The 17,673-nt window shown below is 60.0% G+C and carries 15 protein-coding genes and 2 pseudogenes; 6 read left to right on the forward strand and 11 right to left on the reverse strand.

The window, feature by feature from the left end; translation table 11 throughout:
• Positions 1–154 precede the first annotated feature (154 nt).
• The gene (locus tag K289_RS0115245; protein ID WP_027552323.1) at positions 155–511 is read left to right on the forward strand and encodes a hypothetical protein; all 357 of its coding nucleotides are present in this window, start codon (positions 155–157) and stop codon (positions 509–511) included.
• Between the two features lie 10 nt (positions 512–521).
• Here the strand turns inward: K289_RS0115245 and K289_RS52270 are convergent.
• A pseudogene (locus K289_RS52270) lies at positions 522–728 on the reverse strand (hypothetical protein); the annotation flags it as partial.
• Positions 729–953: 225 nt separating this feature from the next.
• On the opposite strand from K289_RS52270, the gene K289_RS52275 reads away from it, so the two are divergent.
• Positions 954–1,214 carry a hypothetical protein gene (locus K289_RS52275; RefSeq protein ID WP_245283921.1) on the forward strand — a complete coding sequence of 87 codons (261 nt, stop codon included), beginning with the start codon at positions 954–956 and terminating at the stop codon, positions 1,212–1,214.
• A 174-nt stretch (positions 1,215–1,388) separates the two neighbouring features.
• Here the strand turns inward: K289_RS52275 and K289_RS0115260 are convergent, their stop codons facing one another.
• Entirely contained in the window at positions 1,389–2,594 is a 1,206-nt protein-coding gene (locus K289_RS0115260; RefSeq protein WP_027552325.1) for a diaminopropionate ammonia-lyase, read from the reverse strand.
• A 213-nt stretch (positions 2,595–2,807) separates the two neighbouring features.
• Here K289_RS0115260 and dapF point away from each other — a divergent pair, with 213 nt between their 5' ends.
• Positions 2,808–3,674, forward strand: a complete 867-nt coding sequence (gene dapF, locus K289_RS0115265; RefSeq protein ID WP_027552326.1) for a diaminopimelate epimerase — start codon at positions 2,808–2,810, stop codon at positions 3,672–3,674.
• Between the two features lie 81 nt (positions 3,675–3,755).
• On the opposite strand, the gene K289_RS0115270 is transcribed toward dapF, so the two are convergent.
• From K289_RS0115270 to K289_RS44435, 8 genes are all read right to left on the reverse strand, one after another.
• Positions 3,756–4,982: a Zn-dependent hydrolase gene (locus K289_RS0115270; RefSeq protein ID WP_156917983.1), complete on the reverse strand. Its 1,227-nt coding sequence runs from the start codon at positions 4,980–4,982 to the stop codon at positions 3,756–3,758.
• A 52-nt stretch (positions 4,983–5,034) separates the two neighbouring features.
• Positions 5,035–6,192: a M20 aminoacylase family protein gene (locus K289_RS0115275; RefSeq protein WP_027552328.1), complete on the reverse strand. Its 1,158-nt coding sequence runs from the start codon at positions 6,190–6,192 to the stop codon at positions 5,035–5,037.
• 37 nt (positions 6,193–6,229) lie between these two features.
• Positions 6,230–7,279: an amino acid ABC transporter substrate-binding protein gene (locus K289_RS0115280; RefSeq protein ID WP_371260817.1), complete on the reverse strand. Its 1,050-nt coding sequence runs from the start codon at positions 7,277–7,279 to the stop codon at positions 6,230–6,232.
• Positions 7,280–7,569: 290 nt separating this feature from the next.
• Positions 7,570–8,370: an amino acid ABC transporter ATP-binding protein gene (locus K289_RS0115285; RefSeq protein ID WP_084788617.1), complete on the reverse strand. Its 801-nt coding sequence runs from the start codon at positions 8,368–8,370 to the stop codon at positions 7,570–7,572.
• Between the two features lie 53 nt (positions 8,371–8,423).
• Positions 8,424–9,563: an amino acid ABC transporter permease gene (locus tag K289_RS0115290; RefSeq protein ID WP_027552331.1), complete on the reverse strand. Its 1,140-nt coding sequence runs from the start codon at positions 9,561–9,563 to the stop codon at positions 8,424–8,426.
• A gap of 2 nt (positions 9,564–9,565) precedes the next feature.
• The gene (locus K289_RS0115295) at positions 9,566–10,765 is read right to left on the reverse strand and encodes an amino acid ABC transporter permease (RefSeq protein ID WP_063614140.1); all 1,200 of its coding nucleotides are present in this window, start codon (positions 10,763–10,765) and stop codon (positions 9,566–9,568) included.
• A gap of 113 nt (positions 10,766–10,878) precedes the next feature.
• The gene (locus tag K289_RS0115300) at positions 10,879–11,982 is read right to left on the reverse strand and encodes an amino acid ABC transporter substrate-binding protein (RefSeq protein WP_084788618.1); all 1,104 of its coding nucleotides are present in this window, start codon (positions 11,980–11,982) and stop codon (positions 10,879–10,881) included.
• Between the two features lie 101 nt (positions 11,983–12,083).
• The gene (locus K289_RS44435) at positions 12,084–13,520 is read right to left on the reverse strand and encodes a M20 family metallopeptidase (protein WP_245283922.1); all 1,437 of its coding nucleotides are present in this window, start codon (positions 13,518–13,520) and stop codon (positions 12,084–12,086) included.
• 375 nt (positions 13,521–13,895) lie between these two features.
• Between K289_RS44435 and K289_RS0115310 the strand changes: the two genes are divergently transcribed.
• A complete protein-coding gene (locus K289_RS0115310) occupies positions 13,896–14,396 on the forward strand; it encodes an Lrp/AsnC family transcriptional regulator (protein ID WP_027552334.1) in 501 nt (166 codons plus the stop codon).
• Positions 14,397–14,958: 562 nt separating this feature from the next.
• Positions 14,959–16,494, forward strand: a complete 1,536-nt coding sequence (gene ggt / locus K289_RS0115320) for a gamma-glutamyltransferase (protein ID WP_245283923.1) — start codon at positions 14,959–14,961, stop codon at positions 16,492–16,494.
• Positions 16,495–16,553: 59 nt separating this feature from the next.
• Here ggt and K289_RS53070 read toward each other — a convergent pair whose 3' ends face one another.
• Entirely contained in the window at positions 16,554–16,829 is a 276-nt protein-coding gene (locus K289_RS53070; RefSeq protein WP_371260818.1) for a LysR substrate-binding domain-containing protein, read from the reverse strand.
• Here K289_RS53070 and K289_RS44440 point away from each other — a divergent pair.
• A pseudogene (locus K289_RS44440) lies at positions 16,829–17,515 on the forward strand (M20 family metallopeptidase); the annotation flags it as partial. The gene K289_RS53070 and the pseudogene K289_RS44440 sit on opposite strands and share 1 nt — an antisense overlap.
• Positions 17,516–17,673: the final 158 nt, after the last annotated feature.

Raw genomic sequence — 17,673 nt, forward strand, 5'->3', positions numbered from 1 at the left:
GGATATAGGTAGTGGCTCAGCGAAGTCGAATTCCCTGCGGCCGTTCTTGCCCGGGACGTCTTTGACAAGGGCGGCCCTTGCCACGATATCGATGCGGCCTGGACTTGCAGAGCGCCTATTGCGGCACGCCGCTGCAGGCCTGGAAGCATTCGTCATGACCTTCAAGACAGTCACTCAATCGATCCGGATCGCAGCGGAGCCTCGACGCGTCTGGGACATGCTCATCGATCCCCAGGCCGGCGAGAGATGGCGCAACGCCGACTTCAAGACGTATTGGCGCGTCTCCGGCCTGCCGGATACGCCGCAATCCTGGTCGACCATCACCATGAGGGTCGAAGTCGACGCCGTGGAGACGATTGTGACCGTCGAGCAGCAGGTGCCGCCCTCACCGCCGCGTCGGGGACAGGGGTGGGAGATCGGTGAGAACTCTGGCTGGAAGCACGCAGCCTTCTACTGGCGCAGTGCGCTCGCGATGCTGAAGCGTGCGGTAGAAGACCAGCACGAGGGCTGACGTGGCCGCATCACTGCCAGAGTTCGCTCCCGGCGACGCGATTGATGTCGGCGAGCCGCCGGCTTGCATCGCCCTCGGGGTCGAGGCTGGCGAGGAGTGTCAGCAGGCGGTGATGAGCGTCATCGGCGACCTCGACCGGCGGCGGGGCCTCGTCGAAGGCCTCGACATAGCTGCCGACGCGGTTGCGCAGGAGACGGCAAAGACCGCGCTGCTCGGGGGTCGTCGCGATCCGATCGCCAGCAGCCTGCCGTGGTTGCAGCCGCGGCAGGCCATTCCTCTCGGAACATCCCGACAATATCTGGTTGCGCTATTACAAGGGTGGGCAAAGGCGCACGTGCGCCGTGCCCACCAACTCTCTCGATCGCAAGAAATGCGTGGGCACGCTTCCACCTTCGCTCTTCGAGCTACGGCGGACAAGTCGCTTTGCCCACCCTACGAGCTAATGAGGTCGTGCGCCCGACTCTTGCATCAAAGCGCGATCGGCCTGGCGGCGGCGCTGGCGCTCACGCTCGAAAGCCTGGCCACAGCACATGCGCAGTCGGGGCCGTTCGTCTACGTGCCCAATGATAATGACAATACTGTCTCGGTCATCGATTCGACGACGAACGCGGTCACCGGGGCCACCATCGACGTCGGAAATCATCCCACTGGGGCGGCGGTTCGCGGCGACGAGTCGCTATCGCCTGCTATCACCCACCATTAGGGCGCCGCGGGCTCCGCCGAGGGATTGCTCGTGCACTTGGAGTGTTCTATGCCATGCGAACGTCGCACGCTTACGTTTAGATTCCACTGCGACGAGGTGCGGCAGCCGTAGACCGCCGAACTCGGTTTCCTATGTGAGGATCGTCGATCCGCTTCGGGCTCCCTGCGATATCGCTCAAGTCTTGCTCAGAACTTGTGCCGTCACGTCCCCGGGGCGAACGCCCACGAGCCTTTCATAGAGGACCGGATCAGTCGCGCCCTCAGTATTGATCAGGAAGACCGATGAGTCTGGGCCGAGCCCGATCTCGGCACGCAGTGCCGGGTCACCCGCCACCTTTGCCAATCCAGCGAGACCAACACCGCCACTTTCGCCGGCGACGATCGCCGGATCGCCGCCCAGGGGATAAGCGAGATCCTTCATCATGGCGACCGCCTCGTCGTCTTCGACGGTCATGAAGGCATCGGCAACTCGGGAGAGAATGCGCCACGCAACGAGGGAGGGCTCATAGCATTCGAGCATTGCCATGACGGTCGGCTTGTCATGTGGCACCTTCACGATATGGCCGGCCTTGGCACTCTCGAGAAGGCAGGCGGCGCGCGCTGGGTCCACCACAGTGAGGAACGGCCTGTCACTCCCGAACACAACTGCAAAATGAGCGGCAACCGCTGCCGCGATACCGCCGACACCAGCCTGTATGAACACATGGGTTGGGGGTTTCGGTAGTGCAACGAGCGCCTCGCGTAGCAGTGCCGTGTAGCCCTGCATGACAAGGTGCGGGATGCGTTCGTAACCAGGCCACGATGTGTCGGAGACCACGATCCAGCCCCTTTCGCTGGCGACACTCGAAGCCGCCGCAACGGAATCATCGTAGTTGCCCTCAACGCGCTCGATACGAGCGCCATAGCGCGCGATCGCTCGGCATCGCTCGTTACTGACGCCCGCATGGACAAAGATGACGCAATTTGCGCCGACCAGTTGAGCGCCTTGTGCGACCGATCGGCCGTGGTTGCCGTCGGTCGCGCACGTCACCGTTATTCCGGCGGCGACTGCGGCTACTTCCGGTGAGCGCCACTCGGATACGTCCACTCGACGGCCGAGTTGTTTCGATGCCAGCTCGAGAACGAGTTGGATGACGGCATAGGCCCCTCCGAGCGCTTTGAAGCTACCGAGACCAAGCCGTTGCCCCTCGTCCTTGATGTAAATGGATTGGACACCCAGACGACGTGCAAGAGCAGGAAGCGAAACCAGCGGGGTCGGGGTCGCCCCGTCTCGATGTTGAAGGAAGCGCTCCACCGCTTGAGCGGCTTCGATACCGAGAGCGTCGGCATCGGAAGGATCGAGCGCTAAACGATAGTCACTGAGGGTATTGCGGAGCAACATGGCGTCATCTTCTGTTGACCAAGTTCAACATAGATACCGCCCTCATTGTGATCACTGCGCTACAATTTCGCCCGGAAATCGCAGATTTTCCTCTCACGCACCCTCGCAAATGAGCATTTTACGTCGGAAGAACCTGCTAACTAGGATCGGCCGGTGAAAGCGCGGTCAACGTTCTAGGGAGTTCTCCGTGGCCGGTGGGAAAAGGGTGCTGCCATGAGCCCGCTCGCCAATCGCGCATTTGCCAAGATGAACGGCATCGGCAACGAGATCGTCGTCGTCGACATGCGTGATTCCGTTGCTCCCGTTACGTCGAACGATGTGCGCGTGGTGGCGGGCGCCGTTCCCTACGACCAGCTGATGGTACTTCACAAGCCACGGCTGGCGGGCACCGAAGCCTTCGTCAGCATCTACAACAATGACGGTTCGGAAGCCGGCGCTTGCGGCAACGGCATGCGCTGCGTGGTCCGCCGGATCTTCGAAAAGACCGGCCAGACCGTGGCGACGTTGGAGACGCGCGCCGGCCTGCTCTATTGCTGGCAGGGGCCGGTGCCCGATCTCTATACCGTCGACATGGGCGCGCCCAAGTTCGGTTGGCGGGATATTCCGCTTGCGCAAAAGTTTAGCGACACCCGCTACATCGACTTACAAGTTGGGCCGATCGACAATCCGATCCTCCATTCGCCCGCAGTCGTGAGCATGGGCAATCCGCACGCGATCTTCTGGGTCGACAACGTCAACGGCTATGATCTCGGGCGTTTTGGTCCGCTGCTCGAAAATCATCCGATGTTCCCCGAGCGCGCCAACATCACGCTCGCTCATATCGTTGATCGCAACCACATCACGACCCGCACCTGGGAGCGTGGTGTCGGCGTGACCAAGGCTTGCGGCTCGGGGGCTTGCGCAACCGCTGTCGCTGCTGCGCGACTGAAGCGCACCAGCCGAGCCGTCGAGATCACGCTGCCCTGCGGCAAGCTCGGCATCGAGTGGCGTGAACGCGATGACCACGTGCTGATGACGGGCACAGCAACCTTCGAATATGAGGGGACTTTCGATCCAGCTCTCTTCGTGCCCGTCGTGTGAAGCCGACATGGAGCCTACTCGTTAGCGTCGACGTGTTGACCGGCTTGCCGGCTCAGGTCGCCCAAGCATCAGCCTTCTTAGTCATTGGCTCAGCTTCCTGGCGACATCGAGAAGAACGTTTGCACCGGCGATCAACTCGTTGTCGGCCGTGAACTCCGCAGGATTGTGACTGATCCCACCTTTCGATGGTACGAAGATCATCGCCGCGGGTGCAACGCGCGCAATCATTTGCGCATCGTGACCCGCGCCTGACGTCATTCGCCTGCACGCCAACTGCCGCTCAGCCGCGGACTGCTCAACGGCAGCCACGATTTCGGGCGCGAACGTCACGGGTTCGAAGCGAGCCAAACGCTCGGTCGTTACCTCATAGCCTTCATCGCGAAGCCCGTCTAAGAAGCGCTGGAGAGCAGCCTCCTGAGATCTCAGCCGACCCTCGTCCGGATTCCTCAAGTCGACAGTAAAGACAGCGGCGGACGGAATTACGTTGATCGCATTTGGTTCGAACCGCATGGTGCCGACAGTCGCCACGGCGTCCTGCGTTCTTCGCGCCAGGTCATCAAGGAAAGCAATGACGAGTCCCGCTGCAACACCGGCATCGCGACGCATCACCATAGGCGTCGTTCCTGCATGGTTTGCTGTGCCGCCTATTGACACTCTTTGCCACGAAATGCCCTGGAGGTTTTCGACCGCACCGATAGGCAGCCCCTCGGCTTCCAATACAGGACCTTGTTCTATGTGGAGTTCGACGTAAGCATGGGGGCGCAGGAATCCCGGTTCTCGGGATCCGGCATAGCCGATACGAGCAAGCTCCGCCCCAAGCGTCGTTCCGTCGGTCCCGACGACTGCAAGAGCGTCGTCGGTAGCCAATCCTCCCGCTGCGACGAGACTGCCCATCATGTCAGGGGCGTAACGCACACCCTCTTCATTGGTGTAGGCGACCACGGCAAGAGGCCGAACCGGTCGTAGGTTCGCTTGCTGCATTGCTTCGATCACCGCCAAACCGGCCAGCACACCAAAGCAGCCATCGTAGATGCCGGCATCAATTACGGTGTCTATATGGGATCCCATTACGACCAGCTCGCCTGAAGAGCCTTCCGGCTCCCAGACGCCATAGATGTTGCCGATGCGATCGATTTCGATGCGCAAGTCCGCTTGCTTCAGCCAACCACAAAGAAGGTCTCGCCCCTCGCGATCGGCGTCGGTAGCCGCGACACGGCAAAGGCGTCCGGTTTCGTCGCGGCCGGTTGCCCCCAGTTCTTTGATACGCTCGATCAGGCGAGCTGCGTCAATCGCAAGAATCATTGCCATCCATCCTTGGAGGTCGCCCCCAGGCCGGGCTCTTCAGCCGCTGTGCCTGGCGTTATGTTGCTGGTAGTCGACGCCGCGTGATTGCGACATGGAGCTTGGTGCCGGTGAGAAGCCCATCGTCGTTGAAGTCGTAGCTTGGGTTGTGCAAGGGAGCAGAGTTCGTGCCATTGCCTACGAATAGAAAGCAGCCCGGCAGGTGCGCCAGAAACCGTGCGAAGTCTTCCGATCCAGTCATAGGTTCACGTGCGGTCGCGACATTCTCCGGCGGAGCGACGGTGTGTGCGGCCGCAAACGCTTCCTCGACGAGGGCAGGGTCGTTCAGGAGCGGAACAAACTCGCGCGTATATGTAACCTCGACGGCAAGATTGTAGGTTCGGGCGGTTCCTTCAGCAATCACGCGCATCTGGGCCTCGATCTCCGCACTGACTTCGGGGCGGAAGCTGCGGGCATCGCCCAGGATCCGTGCCAGTCCTGGGAGCGCGTTCCGGGTACCGTCGGTAATGAGCTCGGTCACCGAGACGACACCGATATCGGTCGGGCTCAGCCGCCGAGACACTATCGACTGAATATTCATGACGGTCGCGCACGCGGCCACAAGGGCCTCCTTGCCCTGATGAGGACGGGCGGCGTGGCCGCCGATGCCCTTCAGTACAATTTCGAAGTTGTCCTCTGCCGACATAATGGGCCCAACACGGGTTTGCACGTGCCCGACCGCAAGACCTGGCATGTTATGGAGGCCATAAATTTCCTCAAACGGAAACCGTTCCATCAGACCGTTGTCGAGCATCGCGAGTGCCCCTCGACCCCATTCCTCGGCGGGTTGGAAGACAAAACGCACGGTGCCATCGAACCCACCTTCTTCGGACAGAAGCTTGGCGGCCCCAAGAAGCATCGCGGTATGACCATCATGCCCGCACGCATGCATAACACCGGGATTGAGAGACCGATGGCCAATCTCTCCTTGCTCAGAGATGCGTAGTGCGTCCATGTCGGCGCGCAGCGCGATGCAGCGATTGCCCGTTCCGCGCCTCAGCGTGCCAACCACTCCCGTACCGCCGATCCCCTCAGTAACGTCGTCCAAACCAAATTCGCGGAGCTTGGCTGCCACGAAGGCTGCAGTGCGGCGCTCCTCGAACCCGAATTCTGGATGCCGATGGAGATCGCGTCTCCACTCCGTCATTTCACGGTCCAGCGTCGCAAAGTCGGTCATTGGGGTGTCTCCTTGGAAAGTGCTTATCTCGCTGCGATCAACGCATCGGCGGGGCGTATTGCGCGCCGCCATCTTTCACGAGGCGGTTGATGCCGCGGGGAATGCCCAGCGGTACAATATTGCGATCCCAGATCTCGGCGAAGTTGCCGACCGCCTTAACTGCATTCACAGCCCACTGGGTGTCCAAGCCCAAAGCCGCACCGAGATCGTTCGTCTCGCCCATGAAACGCTGAATTTGGGGATTAGCGCTCTTACGGAACGTTTCTATATTTGATTGGGTAATGCCGAACTCCTCGGCGGTGAGCAGCGCGACATGCGTCCAGCGGACGATGTCGAAAAAGCGTTGGTCACCTTTGCGGACGAAGATTCCGAGAGGCTCTTTCGAGATGATTTCGGGTAGCACGACATAGTTGTCGCCCGCGGGACCCAGCGTCGCCTTGAACGCACCCAGTTGCGCACTGTCATTCGTGTAGGCGTCGCAGCGGTCGCTCGTCAGCGCGTCGCGGATCTGTTCTAGCTTCTCAATGACAACAGGTTTTAGTTCAAGCTTATTGGCTCGAAAATAGTCGACGAGGTTCACCTCGCCGGTCGAGCCAGGCTCCACACAGACGGATGCGCCGTTGAGATCCAGCGCACTTTTTGCACCAATGCTTTTCTTTACGAGAAAACCTTGGCCATCATAGAAGTAGACTGCAGCGACCTCCAGGCCGAGACTGGCCTCACGGGTGAGAGTCCAGGTCGTATATCGCGCAATGAGGTCGACTTCGCCAGACTGCAGTGCGGGGAAGCGTGTAAGACTAGTCAAAGAAGTGAAGCGCGCCTTCGCGGGATCGCCGAAGATTGCGGCTGCGACGGAACGGCAGAGGTCAACGTCGAGCCCCTGCATGACGCCCTTGCTGTCGGCGAAACTAAAGCCGGGCTTGTCCCCCGAGATGCCACAGATCAGATATCCGCGGGCCTTGATGGCACCGAGCGTGTCGACTGTACCGGCTGCTGCGGGTGAGTTCTGTGCCTGAGCTTGAGCGGCCAACGGCGCGATCGCGAACGCTGCTGCGCAGATCGTCGTACGCAGGGCTCGCCGCAACACGTCGTGGCGTTTCGCGAGCGTCGAACAGTACAAATCCGAATGTCTCATAGTGCAGTCCTCCTTCAAAGGCAGTGTGGTTGCTCGCGTTGATCTTTCCCGGTCTATTCATCTTAGGACCGGATCTGCGCTGGCTAGGATGCGTTCGATCAGGCGAGTTGCATCAATCGCAAGAATCATTGCCATCCATCCATGGAGCCGCCTCCGGGACCAGCCCCTCGGCGAGCCGCGGCCTCCCGTTGTGTCAATCAAATCCGTCGGTTCGGTATTTCCCGAGTTGGCACATCGGAAGATCAGTGCTCTCTAAGAACTTGACCTAAGAATAGCTTGAGCCGATCGGTCTTTGGTTGGCCAAACACCGCCTGCGGACTTCCAGATTCGACGATCTGGCCGTGGTCCATGAACACGACGCGATCGGCGACTTCGCGGGCAAATCCCATCTCATGGGTGACGCAAATCATCGTCATGCCATCCCTGGCGAGCGAAACCATCGTATCGAGCACCTCTTTGACCATCTCCGGATCGAGAGCCGACGTTGGTTCGTCGAACAGCATGATCTTAGGCTTCATGCATAGGGCGCGGGCGATGGCGACGCGCTGTTGCTGTCCGCCCGAAAGTTGTCCCGGGAACTTATTGGCTTGATCGGGAATGCGGACACGCTCCAGGTAGGCTCTTGCCTGAGCTTCGGCGTCTGCGCGAGCGACGCCGCGCACGAGCATGGGTGCGAGCGTACAGTTCTCGAGAACAGTCAGATGCGGGAATAAATTGAAGCTTTGGAACACCATCCCGACCTCCCGGCGAACGGCATCCAGATGGGCGATGTTGTGGTCGACCTGTATGCCGTCCACGACGATCGCGCCCTGCTGATGTTCCTCGAGATTGTTGATACAGCGGATAAGCGTGGACTTGCCCGAGCCCGAAGGCCCGCAGATCACGACCCGTTCGCCGGCTGCCACGTCCAGATCGACGTCGCGAAGTACGTGCAAGCTACCGTACCACTTGTTGACCTTCTGTATCGAAACGGCAATCGCCTTTGCTGGCGAGCTAGTCTCGGCGATCGCTGGCTCGATCACTTTAAGTCCCTTTCGAGTCATCTGGAGTCTCTCGCAGGAGGGCGGTTCAAGAACTCGCCCGGGGTGATGAATGACTAGCGGTGTCTATGCATGTTGAGGCCGATTTCCAGCCATTGGCTGTATCTCGACATTGCGAAGCAGAAGGCGAAGTAGATCAGGCCGGCAAAGATGTAGGTTTCCACTCCGAATCCTTGCCAGGCTGGCTCGGCGACGGCGACCTGCGCCGAGTGCAGAAGGTCGTATAGACCGATGACCAGGACCAGCGAGGTGTCCTTAAAGAACCCGATGAAGTTGTTGACGAGCGGCGGAATGACGGTCCGCAAGGCCTGCGGAAGCACGATCCGTCTTGAAGTCTGCCAATAGGAAAGCCCCAACACGTACGCAGCCTCGTACTGCCCCTTCGGAAGCGCTTGTAGGCCGCCGCGCACGACTTCCGCTAGATACGCGGCAAAGAACAGGATGATGGCGATCTGGGCTCGAAGTAGTTTGTCGAGATTGACGCCTTCGGGCATCAACAGCGGAAACATCACGCTCGCCATGAAAAGGAGGGTAATCAGGGGGACGCCGCGAATGACTTCGACGTAGGCCACGCAGAGCCATTTGATGAACGGAAGGTCCGAGCGTCGGCCGAGCGCTACGAAGACTGACAACGGAAACGCGATCGCCACCCCGATAGTCGCAATGATAAGAGTGAGTGCCAGGCCGCCCCAGTTCACCTGGGAAACGAATGTGAGCCCGAAAATGCCGCCCCACATGAGAAGTCCAATCAGGAGGAGCGTAAGCACCCACACTGCTGCGAGTTCGATGCGCCAGAACCGCTTCATTGCTGACACGACGAACAATCCAACGAAGAGTGCAATAACGATCGTTGGTCGCCATTGCTGCTCGAACGGATATATGCCGAAAAGGATGAAGCGGTACTTCTCCCCGATGACTGCCCAGCAAGCCCCACTTCCCAGCGCTCTACAGCTATCGGTAATGGGGCCCTGGGGACCCGCTGGAACACTCCACACGGCGTCCAAAAAAGCCCATTGGAATAGCGAGAGTCCGGCCTTCGCCATGGCCGCCAGCAAGACCAATGTCGTGAGCGAGGAAAGCCAGGAGTAGAAGAGGTTCTCCCGCGCCCAAGCGAAGAAGCCGCCACCGATCAATTCCGGGCGTTCGCGCGCTTCAATCAGCGTCGGATTGACGGTGTGTTCAACCGAAGCGGTCATGGTCAGCGCTCCACCAGCGCCACGCGGGCGTTGTAGATGTTCATCAGAAGACTGATAGAAAGACTGATCGTTAAATAGACGCCCATGATGACGCCCACGAGCTCGATGGACTGACCCGTTTGATTCATCGAGGTCGTCGCGACGGACACAATGTCCTGGTAGCCGATCGCGACGGCGAGGGAGGAGCCTTTGGTCACATTCAGATACTGGCTGGTCAACGGAGGCACCATGACGCGCAACGCCTGCGGAAATACGATCCACGTCAGAATGTTTTTCGGATGGAGCCCGAGGGCGCGCGCCGCTTCGTGCTGCCCACGACCCACCGATTCGAGGCCCGATCGAACGATTTCGGCGATGAAGGCGGCATTGTAGATGACTAGACCTACGAGAAGCGCGAAGAATTCCGGAGAAACGGTGACGCCGCCGCGAATGTTGAAGCCCTTTGGCTGAGGCATGTCGATGTCTACGGATGCGCCGAGCGCGAATGCCACGACAAGGGGGATGACGACCAGAAGGAGCGTGGCTACGGGCCAGAGGGACCTTGCGCGGCCGTCCTCCAGTTGCCTGCGCGACGCTCTCTTCGCGTACAGCTTCGTTGCCACCAGGCCAAGTACAAAGGCGAGCAGCGTCCAACTATGCGCGGTTTGCCAATCGAGAACGGGGAAGCTCAATCCACGGTTCGACAGAAAAACACCGGCGACGGGATTTAGAGCTTGCCGCACCGGGGGCAATTTCTGGAGAATAGTGTACCAAAGAAAGAGCTGTAGCAGGAGCGGGACGTCGCGGAATAAATCGACGTAAATGGAAGCAAGCTTGGCGAGCAGCCAATTCTTCGAAGTGCGCGCGATGCCGATGGCGGTGCCGAGAATTGTTCCAAGAATGATAGCCCAGGACGCGACCCACAGCGTATTCAGCGTCCCTACGAGAAGCGCGCGGAAATAGCTGTCGGCCGGCGTGTAAGAAATCAAGTGTTCCGCAATAGGCAGGCCCGCTTCACGAGTAAGGAAGCCGAAACCCGAGGAGATGTTGCGCGCTGCGAGATTGTGATGGAGGTTGCCCGCGAGCCAGAAGACGCCTCCAAACAAGGCAATCGCTGCGAGTGCTTGCCAAACAAATCTACGGACAGCGACGTTCGAGGCAAGTGTACTCAACGTTGTTGGCTGCCGATTGTGCGTTTGTATGCCGTCGTCGACTGCAGACATATTACTCCACCGCGAACTTCGATAAGTGGGACAGAATGGTGACGTGTCTCCGCAGGAGAAGTCGAGGGGGCCGTCGGGAGGCCGTTCCTCTCGTCTCCGCTGACGCGCCTGTATCAACGCATCGGGGGAGCGTATTGAATGCCACCATCCTTCATTAGGCGGTTCACGCCACGCTGAATGCCCAGACCGGCGATGGTGCGGTCCCACAACTCGGCAGTATTTCCGACTGCCTTGATCACATTGACGGCCCATTGCGCATCCAGGCCAAGGGCGGCGCCCAGATCGCCGGTTTCGCCCATGAAGCGTTGATTCTGCGGATCGCGCGTCTTCCGGAAGGTGTCGATATTGCTTTTGGCGATACCGAGCTCCTCGGCGGTCAGCATGGCGATGTAAGTCCAGCGAACTATGTCGAAGAAGCGCTGGTCGCCCTTGCGCACGAAGATTCCCAGCGGTTCCTTTGAAATGATCTCGGGAAGAACAATGTATTCGTCGCCGGCCGGTCCCATTGCAAGTTTCAGGGAGCCGAGTTGCGAGGCATCGTTCGTATAGGCGTCACATCGGTTGTTTGCCAACGCATCGCGAACCTGTTCGATCTTTTCGATGACGACAGGCTTCAGTGCGATATTGTGGGCGCGGAAGAAGTCGACCATGTTGGCTTCGCTTGTCGTGCCCTGCGTCACGCAGACGGTCGCACCGTCGAGTTCCAGCGCGCCTTTTACGCCGAGGCTCTTCTTTGCCATGAACCCCTGGCCGTCATAGAAATAGACCGAGGCAACGTCTAGACCCAGGCTGGCTTCGCGAGTGAGTGTCCACGTGGTGAAGCGAGCCAACATGTCGACTTCACCTGATTGGAGTGCAGGGAAGCGTGTCAAGCTGGTGAGGGAGGTGAAGCGAATCTTCTCCGGGTCGCCGAAGATCGCGGCCGCGACCGAGCGACAGATGTCCGCATCCAGTCCTTGCATCACGCCTTTGCTGTCCGGGAAGCTGAAGCCCGGCCGATCGCCTGCCACTCCACAGATCAAGTACCCGCGTGCCTTGATGGCTCCGAGCGTGTCGACCTTGTCTGAGGCGGCGGCGCCCTGACCGCTCTGGGTTTGCGCCTGGGCGCTAAGCGGAGCGATTGCCATCGCAGCGACCAGGACTGCGGCACCAAGTGCGACCGCCAGCTTTGAATGCGGCCTGCCAGCGCGCGGGTGAGAGTTTCCGAACGTCTCCATGGTCGATCCTTCCTGTTTGGATGATGCCTTGTTTTTGTCTTTTGGGCGGGCCTTGCGGCATCACCGGTTCTTTTACGAAAGCTCGGCGAGGAGCAGCCGTATCAGGCCGCCGCCGATGCGACTGGTTGCCCGTCCCGGATCGCTGCCTCTCCGAGATCCCAGAACAGGCCCGTCATGATCTGCATTCCTTCCTCCGCCACGGAGACGAGCATGTGCTCGTCCGGTGCATGTTGGGAGCAGGAAGGATAGGAGTGCGGGATCCAGAGGGTCGGCATGCCGATGATCTCGGCAAAGACTTCGTTCGGCAGCGACCCACCAAAGTTTGGCAACAAAGATGCTTCGCGACCGAGCGTCGTCTCCATCGACGAGAGAGCGAACTGAACCCAACCGTTGTCGAGGTTGGTCCGGGTCGCAAGATAGAAGTCCTCCTTGATTTCCTCGATCGTCACGTCGGAGAAACCTCGCGCGTCCAAATGGACGCGCAGGGCGGGAAGAACTTTCGCCGGATCGACACCAACGACATAGCGCAGCTGGCAGGTCGCGTTAGCGGTACCCGGCACGGCATTGACCGGCGCGTCCGGCCGGCCGCAGATGAAGGCCAAGACCTCGAAATTGCACCAGCCATAGACCTGTTCCGCGCCCGCCAAGCCCGGCTCACCCCAGTTGTCGTCAATCGCCGGGTCATCGGGTCCTGTTTCGAGGACGATTCTTTTCAGGGCTGCGCGGACCTCGGGCGGCATGCGCTCCGGAGTCCATTCCGGGATCGCGATGCGGCCGGTCGGATCGGTAATAGTTGCGATCGCATGGGCAAGTCTGATGCCGGGATTGACGAGCAGGCCACCCCAGTTTCCGGAATGATATGCTCCTTCGCGGATATCGCTGGTCAGACGAAAGCCAACGCTGCCTCGACCGCCGAGAAACAGGGTCGGTGCACCTGCCGCCAAACGAGGGCCGTCGGAAGCGATAAGACAGTCCGACTTGAGCAGATCGCGGTGGTTTCTCGCGAGTTCGGCCAGCCCGAGCGAGCCGGTCTCTTCGCCCATCTCGATGAGCGCTTTGGTGTTGAACCCAAGCTGGCCGCGTCTTTCCAGCACGATGCGCAAGGCAGCCAAGTTGATGGAGTGCTGACCCTTGTTGTCCGCAGTGCCTCGGCCGTAGATGCGTCCTCCGGCTTCATCCAGTACCCAGGGATCACGGCCATCCTTCCAGTCGCCACTCATCCCCCACAGAACGTCGCCGTGGCCGTAGATCAGAATAGTGGGGCGTCTCGGATCTTCGATCCGCTCGGCATACATAGCCGGTAGACGCCGTGCGATCGGGTTCTCGAGGACTTGGCATGAAAAACCCATCCGCTCCAGGAGCGGACGCATTTCCTTGTTCAAGTAGTGAAGATTGTCGTCGCGGCAGTCTTCTCGCGGGCTTTCGCTGCGGATAGCAATGCGAGGGGCCATCTCGGCCGTAAAGCCGCCGTCCACGACATAGTTTCGCGCGGCGGCGACCGCAGCTTCCCTCATGGTCGGTTGGGCAACGTTAGACATCAGAACTCCGGAAAGGAAGAATCGCCGACTGCGAGCCCACGCCGCCGCTCCCTGCGTCGCGGTTCTTGTGCCTTAAGAATGTGCATATTCAGACATGATCAGTATTGCGGCGCCGCCGAGTTGTGCGCTCGGATTCAAGCTGCCGAATGCAATCTTCCCTCGTTTTCTCGGCACCGGCCGAACGAATTGTGGTGGTTCACTCGAAACCGCTCGGAGCGCCATTTCGGAGGGGAGTGCCGCAAGCTCGGGTCGGGGTTATCGACGAAAGGGGGGCGGCGAGAGGACTGAGATGCGGGGATTCTCGTCGAAAAGATATTGCGCGCAGGCTCAAAAACGCTTTTAGCTTGAGAGGCTTACTGGACGATGGAGGCGTTGATGCCGAAGAAGCTCGGGGTGGATGACCTCGATCAATATGATCTAGCAATCCTCGAAATTCTTCAGCGCGACAACACGACTCCGCAACGCACTGTCGGAGACATGGTCAACCTGTCCGCTGCGGCCGTTCAGCGCCGGATCAGCAGGCTTCAGAAGGGGGGCGTCATCGAAAGCAACGTCGCTATCCTCGATCCGGAAACCGTGGGTTTGCCGATCACGATCCTCGTGGAAGTCCACATCGAGAGCGAGCGTCTTGATTTACTCGAGGCTGCCAAGAAGGCGTTCATTGCGACCCCGGAAGTCCAGCAATGCTACTACATTACTGGCGACATGGATTTCGTGTTGGTGATCACCATTGCCTCGATGCGGGATTACGAAGAGCTTACCAAGCGCTTGTTTTTCGAGAATCACAACGTCAAGCATTTCAAGACGATGGTGGTCATGGATCGCGTCAAAGCGTCGATGGGCCTAAAATTGCCCACCGAGAAAACGAATAAATAGGTCGTGCGCTTCGATCAGTCGTCTAGTGCCATGGCGAGGACGCGCGCGACGTGAACGGCTTCCCGGGCGGCTCCGTCCCAGATCTGATGGCGACAGTTTGTGCCGTCCGCGACGATGAGACCCTCAAAATCTGCCTGCGGATGCTGGGGAAAGCGACTCACCCATGCCACCGAGATGTCGATCGTAACCGCTGCGTACGACCGAGTTTCCGCACTCGTCTCTCTGACAGAACGGCATCTCGCAAGGCGGCTTTGTGACTTGTGGCCCCAACCTGCAACATTCTTGCAAAATGGGAGGGCATTTAGACGCGTTTCTCGCCGTCAAACGCAATAATGATAGGCTCAAGCTCAGTTTTCTACCTGCGTTCGATTCCCTATCTCCCAAACTTGCCGGGGCTCTTGCCCCGGCGTTTTTTCTTAACCCGCGACTGCGCGAGACCATTCGAATCGGAGCTGAGATCCGACGAGAGTGAGATCGGCAAAATTGCGAATCCTACAGTGTCGGTGCTGAAATGAGAGATTTCCAGTCGCCAGGACGTTCCGAAGCATTCGGCGTCAATGGAATGGCCGCGACCCCGCACCCGCTGGCCACGCTGGCCGCAATCGAAGTGCTGCGCGAAGGCGGCAACGCCATAGATGCAGCCGTGGCGGCCGGCGCTGTGCTTGCTGTCGTTGAGCCAACCCAGACCGGCGTGGGTGGGGATTGCTTCGTTCTGCTGAAACGGGAAGGGCAACCGATCATCGCGCTCAACGGATCCGGAGCGGCGCCGTCGGCCGCGAGTGTCGAACGGCTCGCAGAAGCCGGCGTAACGACGCTCGACCCCGAGAGTGCGCACGCGGTTACTGTTCCAGGTGCCGTGCGAACGTGGGCCCGGTTGGCAGAGGATCACGGAACGCTTGATCTCGCACGTCTCCTTTCACCTGCCATCGCCGCTGCGGAAAATGGCTATTCCGTCGCTGAGCGGCTGGCGAGGGACTGGGCGAGGCAGATCCCGAAGCTCTCCCGTCTGGCTGCTACGACGTCAATCTTTCTCCCCCGTGGCAAAACGCCGGCCCCCGGCGATTTGCACACGCAGCCCATGCTGGCCCGCACCCTTCGGGATGTCGCCGCAAAGGGCCCCGACGTGTTTTACGAGGGATGGATTGCGGAGAGCATCGTAAAGGCCCTGCGCTCGCTCGGTGGTTTTCATACCGTTGAGGATTTTGCCGCCTTCCGGCCGCGCTACGAGAAGCCAATATCCGCGTCCTACCGTGGTTTTGAGCTGTGGGAATGTCCGCCGAATGGCTCAGGCGTTGCTGCTCTAGCCATGGCAAGTCTGCTCGACCGTCATGGCGTCGCGGACTTTGCTCCCGTATCGGTGGAGCGCTACCATCTCTTGGCCGAGATCGCGCGCATTGGCTATGCGGAGCGCGACGCCTTCGTCGGCGATCCCGACACCGGGCATGTGCCGGTCGAGCGCATGACCTCGTCTGCCCGTGCCGACATTCTCTCTCACCGGATATCATTGAGCGGGCGGCTGAGCGACATCGCGCCGATCACAATGCCGGAGCACAAAGACACGGTGTTCCTGTCAATCGTGGACAAAGATCGCACCGCGGTTTCATTTATCAATTCCGTCTTCGATGATTTCGGCAGCGGCATCGTGGCACCCGAATGCGGGGTCTTGCTGCACAACCGCGGCTTCGGCTTTGTGCTCGAGCCCGGCCATCCCAACGTGATCGCGGGTGGCAAGCGACCAATGCACACCATCCTGCCTGCCATGCTGACGCGAGGCGGCGAGTGCGTCTTGTCGTTCGGCGTGACAGGAGGGCATTTCCAGCCCATTGGACAGATCCAGGTCCTGTCGAACCTACTCGATCACAAAATGTCGGTGCAGGAAGCGATCGACCAACCGCGTATCTTCGCACGCGGCGACGTACTGGAGGTCGAAGCGACCGTTCCGGGTAACATCGTCGAGGGGCTTCGTGCCTTAGGGCACCTCCCGACGCGAGCGGCAAATCCACTCGGAACTGCCCAAGCGATTTGGATCGACCGCAAACGTGGACTTCTCAGAGGTGGGGCTGATCCCCGTCGGGATGGCGTCGCCCTTGGTTATTGAGATCAGATGTCTTCCACTGCGGGTCAAGCGGGGGATGCAACCGCCGTGCGGTGAGGCGCTCAGGCACCAATGGACGCTGCGGATTCCTTGAGGCACTCTTTGAACAAGCGGGCCGCGGGAGTCAGCGACGAGCCGTCGCGCATCACGATTGATACGCGAGCCTTCGGGAGCGTCTGGGAATTTCCGAGCGGAGTTAGCCCCCGCGCTGCCGCTCGATCGCGAAACAACCAAGCTGATACGATTCCAACGGCATCGGTCTGTCGCACCAGAGGCAGCAGCACAGCCAGTGTTTGGCAGACCATAATATCCCGAGGCGGCGCTCGGCGGCAGGCCAGGTCCGGTGGTCGCTCTGCGCGCCGATATGGATGCGTTGCCCGTTGAGGAACGCAACGATCTGCCGTTTAAGTCCACTGCGAAGGGCGAATACCTCGGCAAGCCGACATCCATTGCTCACGCCTGTGGACATGATACGCACGTCGCAATGTTGCTGGGTGCGGCCGAGGCGCTGTCCGCCGTGCGCGCCGAGCTCCCCGGCACCGTCGTCTTTCTTTTCCAGCCGGCGGAAGAGCTGGGCCCCGGGCCTGAGCTCAGTGGCGCCTCTGCCATGGTCGAAGCCGGCGCACTCGACAACCCGAAGGTCGATGTCGTGATGGGACAGCACATCGGGGCCGCCTCGCCATCGGGCACGATCGGCTATCGACGGGGCAGTCTGATGGCCAGCATCGACATCTTCAGGATTTCCCTCAAAGGCAAAGGTGGGCACGGTGCAATGCCATGGCTCTCCAAGGATCCGACGCTGGCCGCTGCCGAGATCACCCTGGCTTTGCAAAACATTGTCAGCAATCGGACCAACCCGTTGGATGGGTCGATCGTGGTGACCGTGGGCCAGTTGCAGGGCGGGACTCGCTTCAACATCCTGCCGGAGACCGCGGAGATCGCGGGCACGATCCGGTCGCTTTCGATCGAAAATCGAAAAATCGCGCAGGAGAACGTTCGCATCAAGGACCTTATCGTCCGGTGATCAAGTTCCTTGCCGCGAGGACCAGCGGCTTTCGCCTGGAAGGCGTGCCCTATTCGGAAGAAATGCTCAAGTTTGCGAAGAGGCGTCTTAACTGCTGTTTGTGATGGCAACTACGCAGACTTGGTTCTGCGGCACAGCTCCGTGAACGCCTCGAAAAT

Origin of the sequence: Bradyrhizobium sp. Cp5.3 (genome assembly GCF_000426265.1) — a bacterium.
GTDB classification, from domain to species: Bacteria; Pseudomonadota; Alphaproteobacteria; order Rhizobiales; family Xanthobacteraceae; genus Bradyrhizobium; species Bradyrhizobium neotropicale.

What these genes read in the sequence shown, in the direction of transcription:
- K289_RS0115245 (WP_027552323.1), top strand. Translation starts at nt 155, where the DNA reads ATGACCTTCAAGACAGTCACTCAATCGATCCGGATCGCAGCGGAGCCT.
- K289_RS52275 (WP_245283921.1), top strand. Translation starts at nt 954, where the DNA reads ATGAGGTCGTGCGCCCGACTCTTGCATCAAAGCGCGATCGGCCTGGCG.
- K289_RS0115260 (WP_027552325.1), bottom strand. Translation starts at nt 2,594, where the DNA reads ATGTTGCTCCGCAATACCCTCAGTGACTATCGTTTAGCGCTCGATCCT.
- dapF (WP_027552326.1), top strand. Translation starts at nt 2,808, where the DNA reads ATGAGCCCGCTCGCCAATCGCGCATTTGCCAAGATGAACGGCATCGGC.
- K289_RS0115270 (WP_156917983.1), bottom strand. Translation starts at nt 4,982, where the DNA reads ATGGCAATGATTCTTGCGATTGACGCAGCTCGCCTGATCGAGCGTATC.
- K289_RS0115275 (WP_027552328.1), bottom strand. Translation starts at nt 6,192, where the DNA reads ATGACCGACTTTGCGACGCTGGACCGTGAAATGACGGAGTGGAGACGC.
- K289_RS0115285 (WP_084788617.1), bottom strand. Translation starts at nt 8,370, where the DNA reads ATGACTCGAAAGGGACTTAAAGTGATCGAGCCAGCGATCGCCGAGACT.
- K289_RS0115290 (WP_027552331.1), bottom strand. Translation starts at nt 9,563, where the DNA reads ATGACCGCTTCGGTTGAACACACCGTCAATCCGACGCTGATTGAAGCG.
- K289_RS0115295 (WP_063614140.1), bottom strand. Translation starts at nt 10,765, where the DNA reads ATGTCTGCAGTCGACGACGGCATACAAACGCACAATCGGCAGCCAACA.
- K289_RS0115300 (WP_084788618.1), bottom strand. Translation starts at nt 11,982, where the DNA reads ATGGAGACGTTCGGAAACTCTCACCCGCGCGCTGGCAGGCCGCATTCA.
- K289_RS44435 (WP_245283922.1), bottom strand. Translation starts at nt 13,520, where the DNA reads ATGTCTAACGTTGCCCAACCGACCATGAGGGAAGCTGCGGTCGCCGCC.
- K289_RS0115310 (WP_027552334.1), top strand. Translation starts at nt 13,896, where the DNA reads ATGCCGAAGAAGCTCGGGGTGGATGACCTCGATCAATATGATCTAGCA.
- ggt (WP_245283923.1), top strand. Translation starts at nt 14,959, where the DNA reads ATGGCCGCGACCCCGCACCCGCTGGCCACGCTGGCCGCAATCGAAGTG.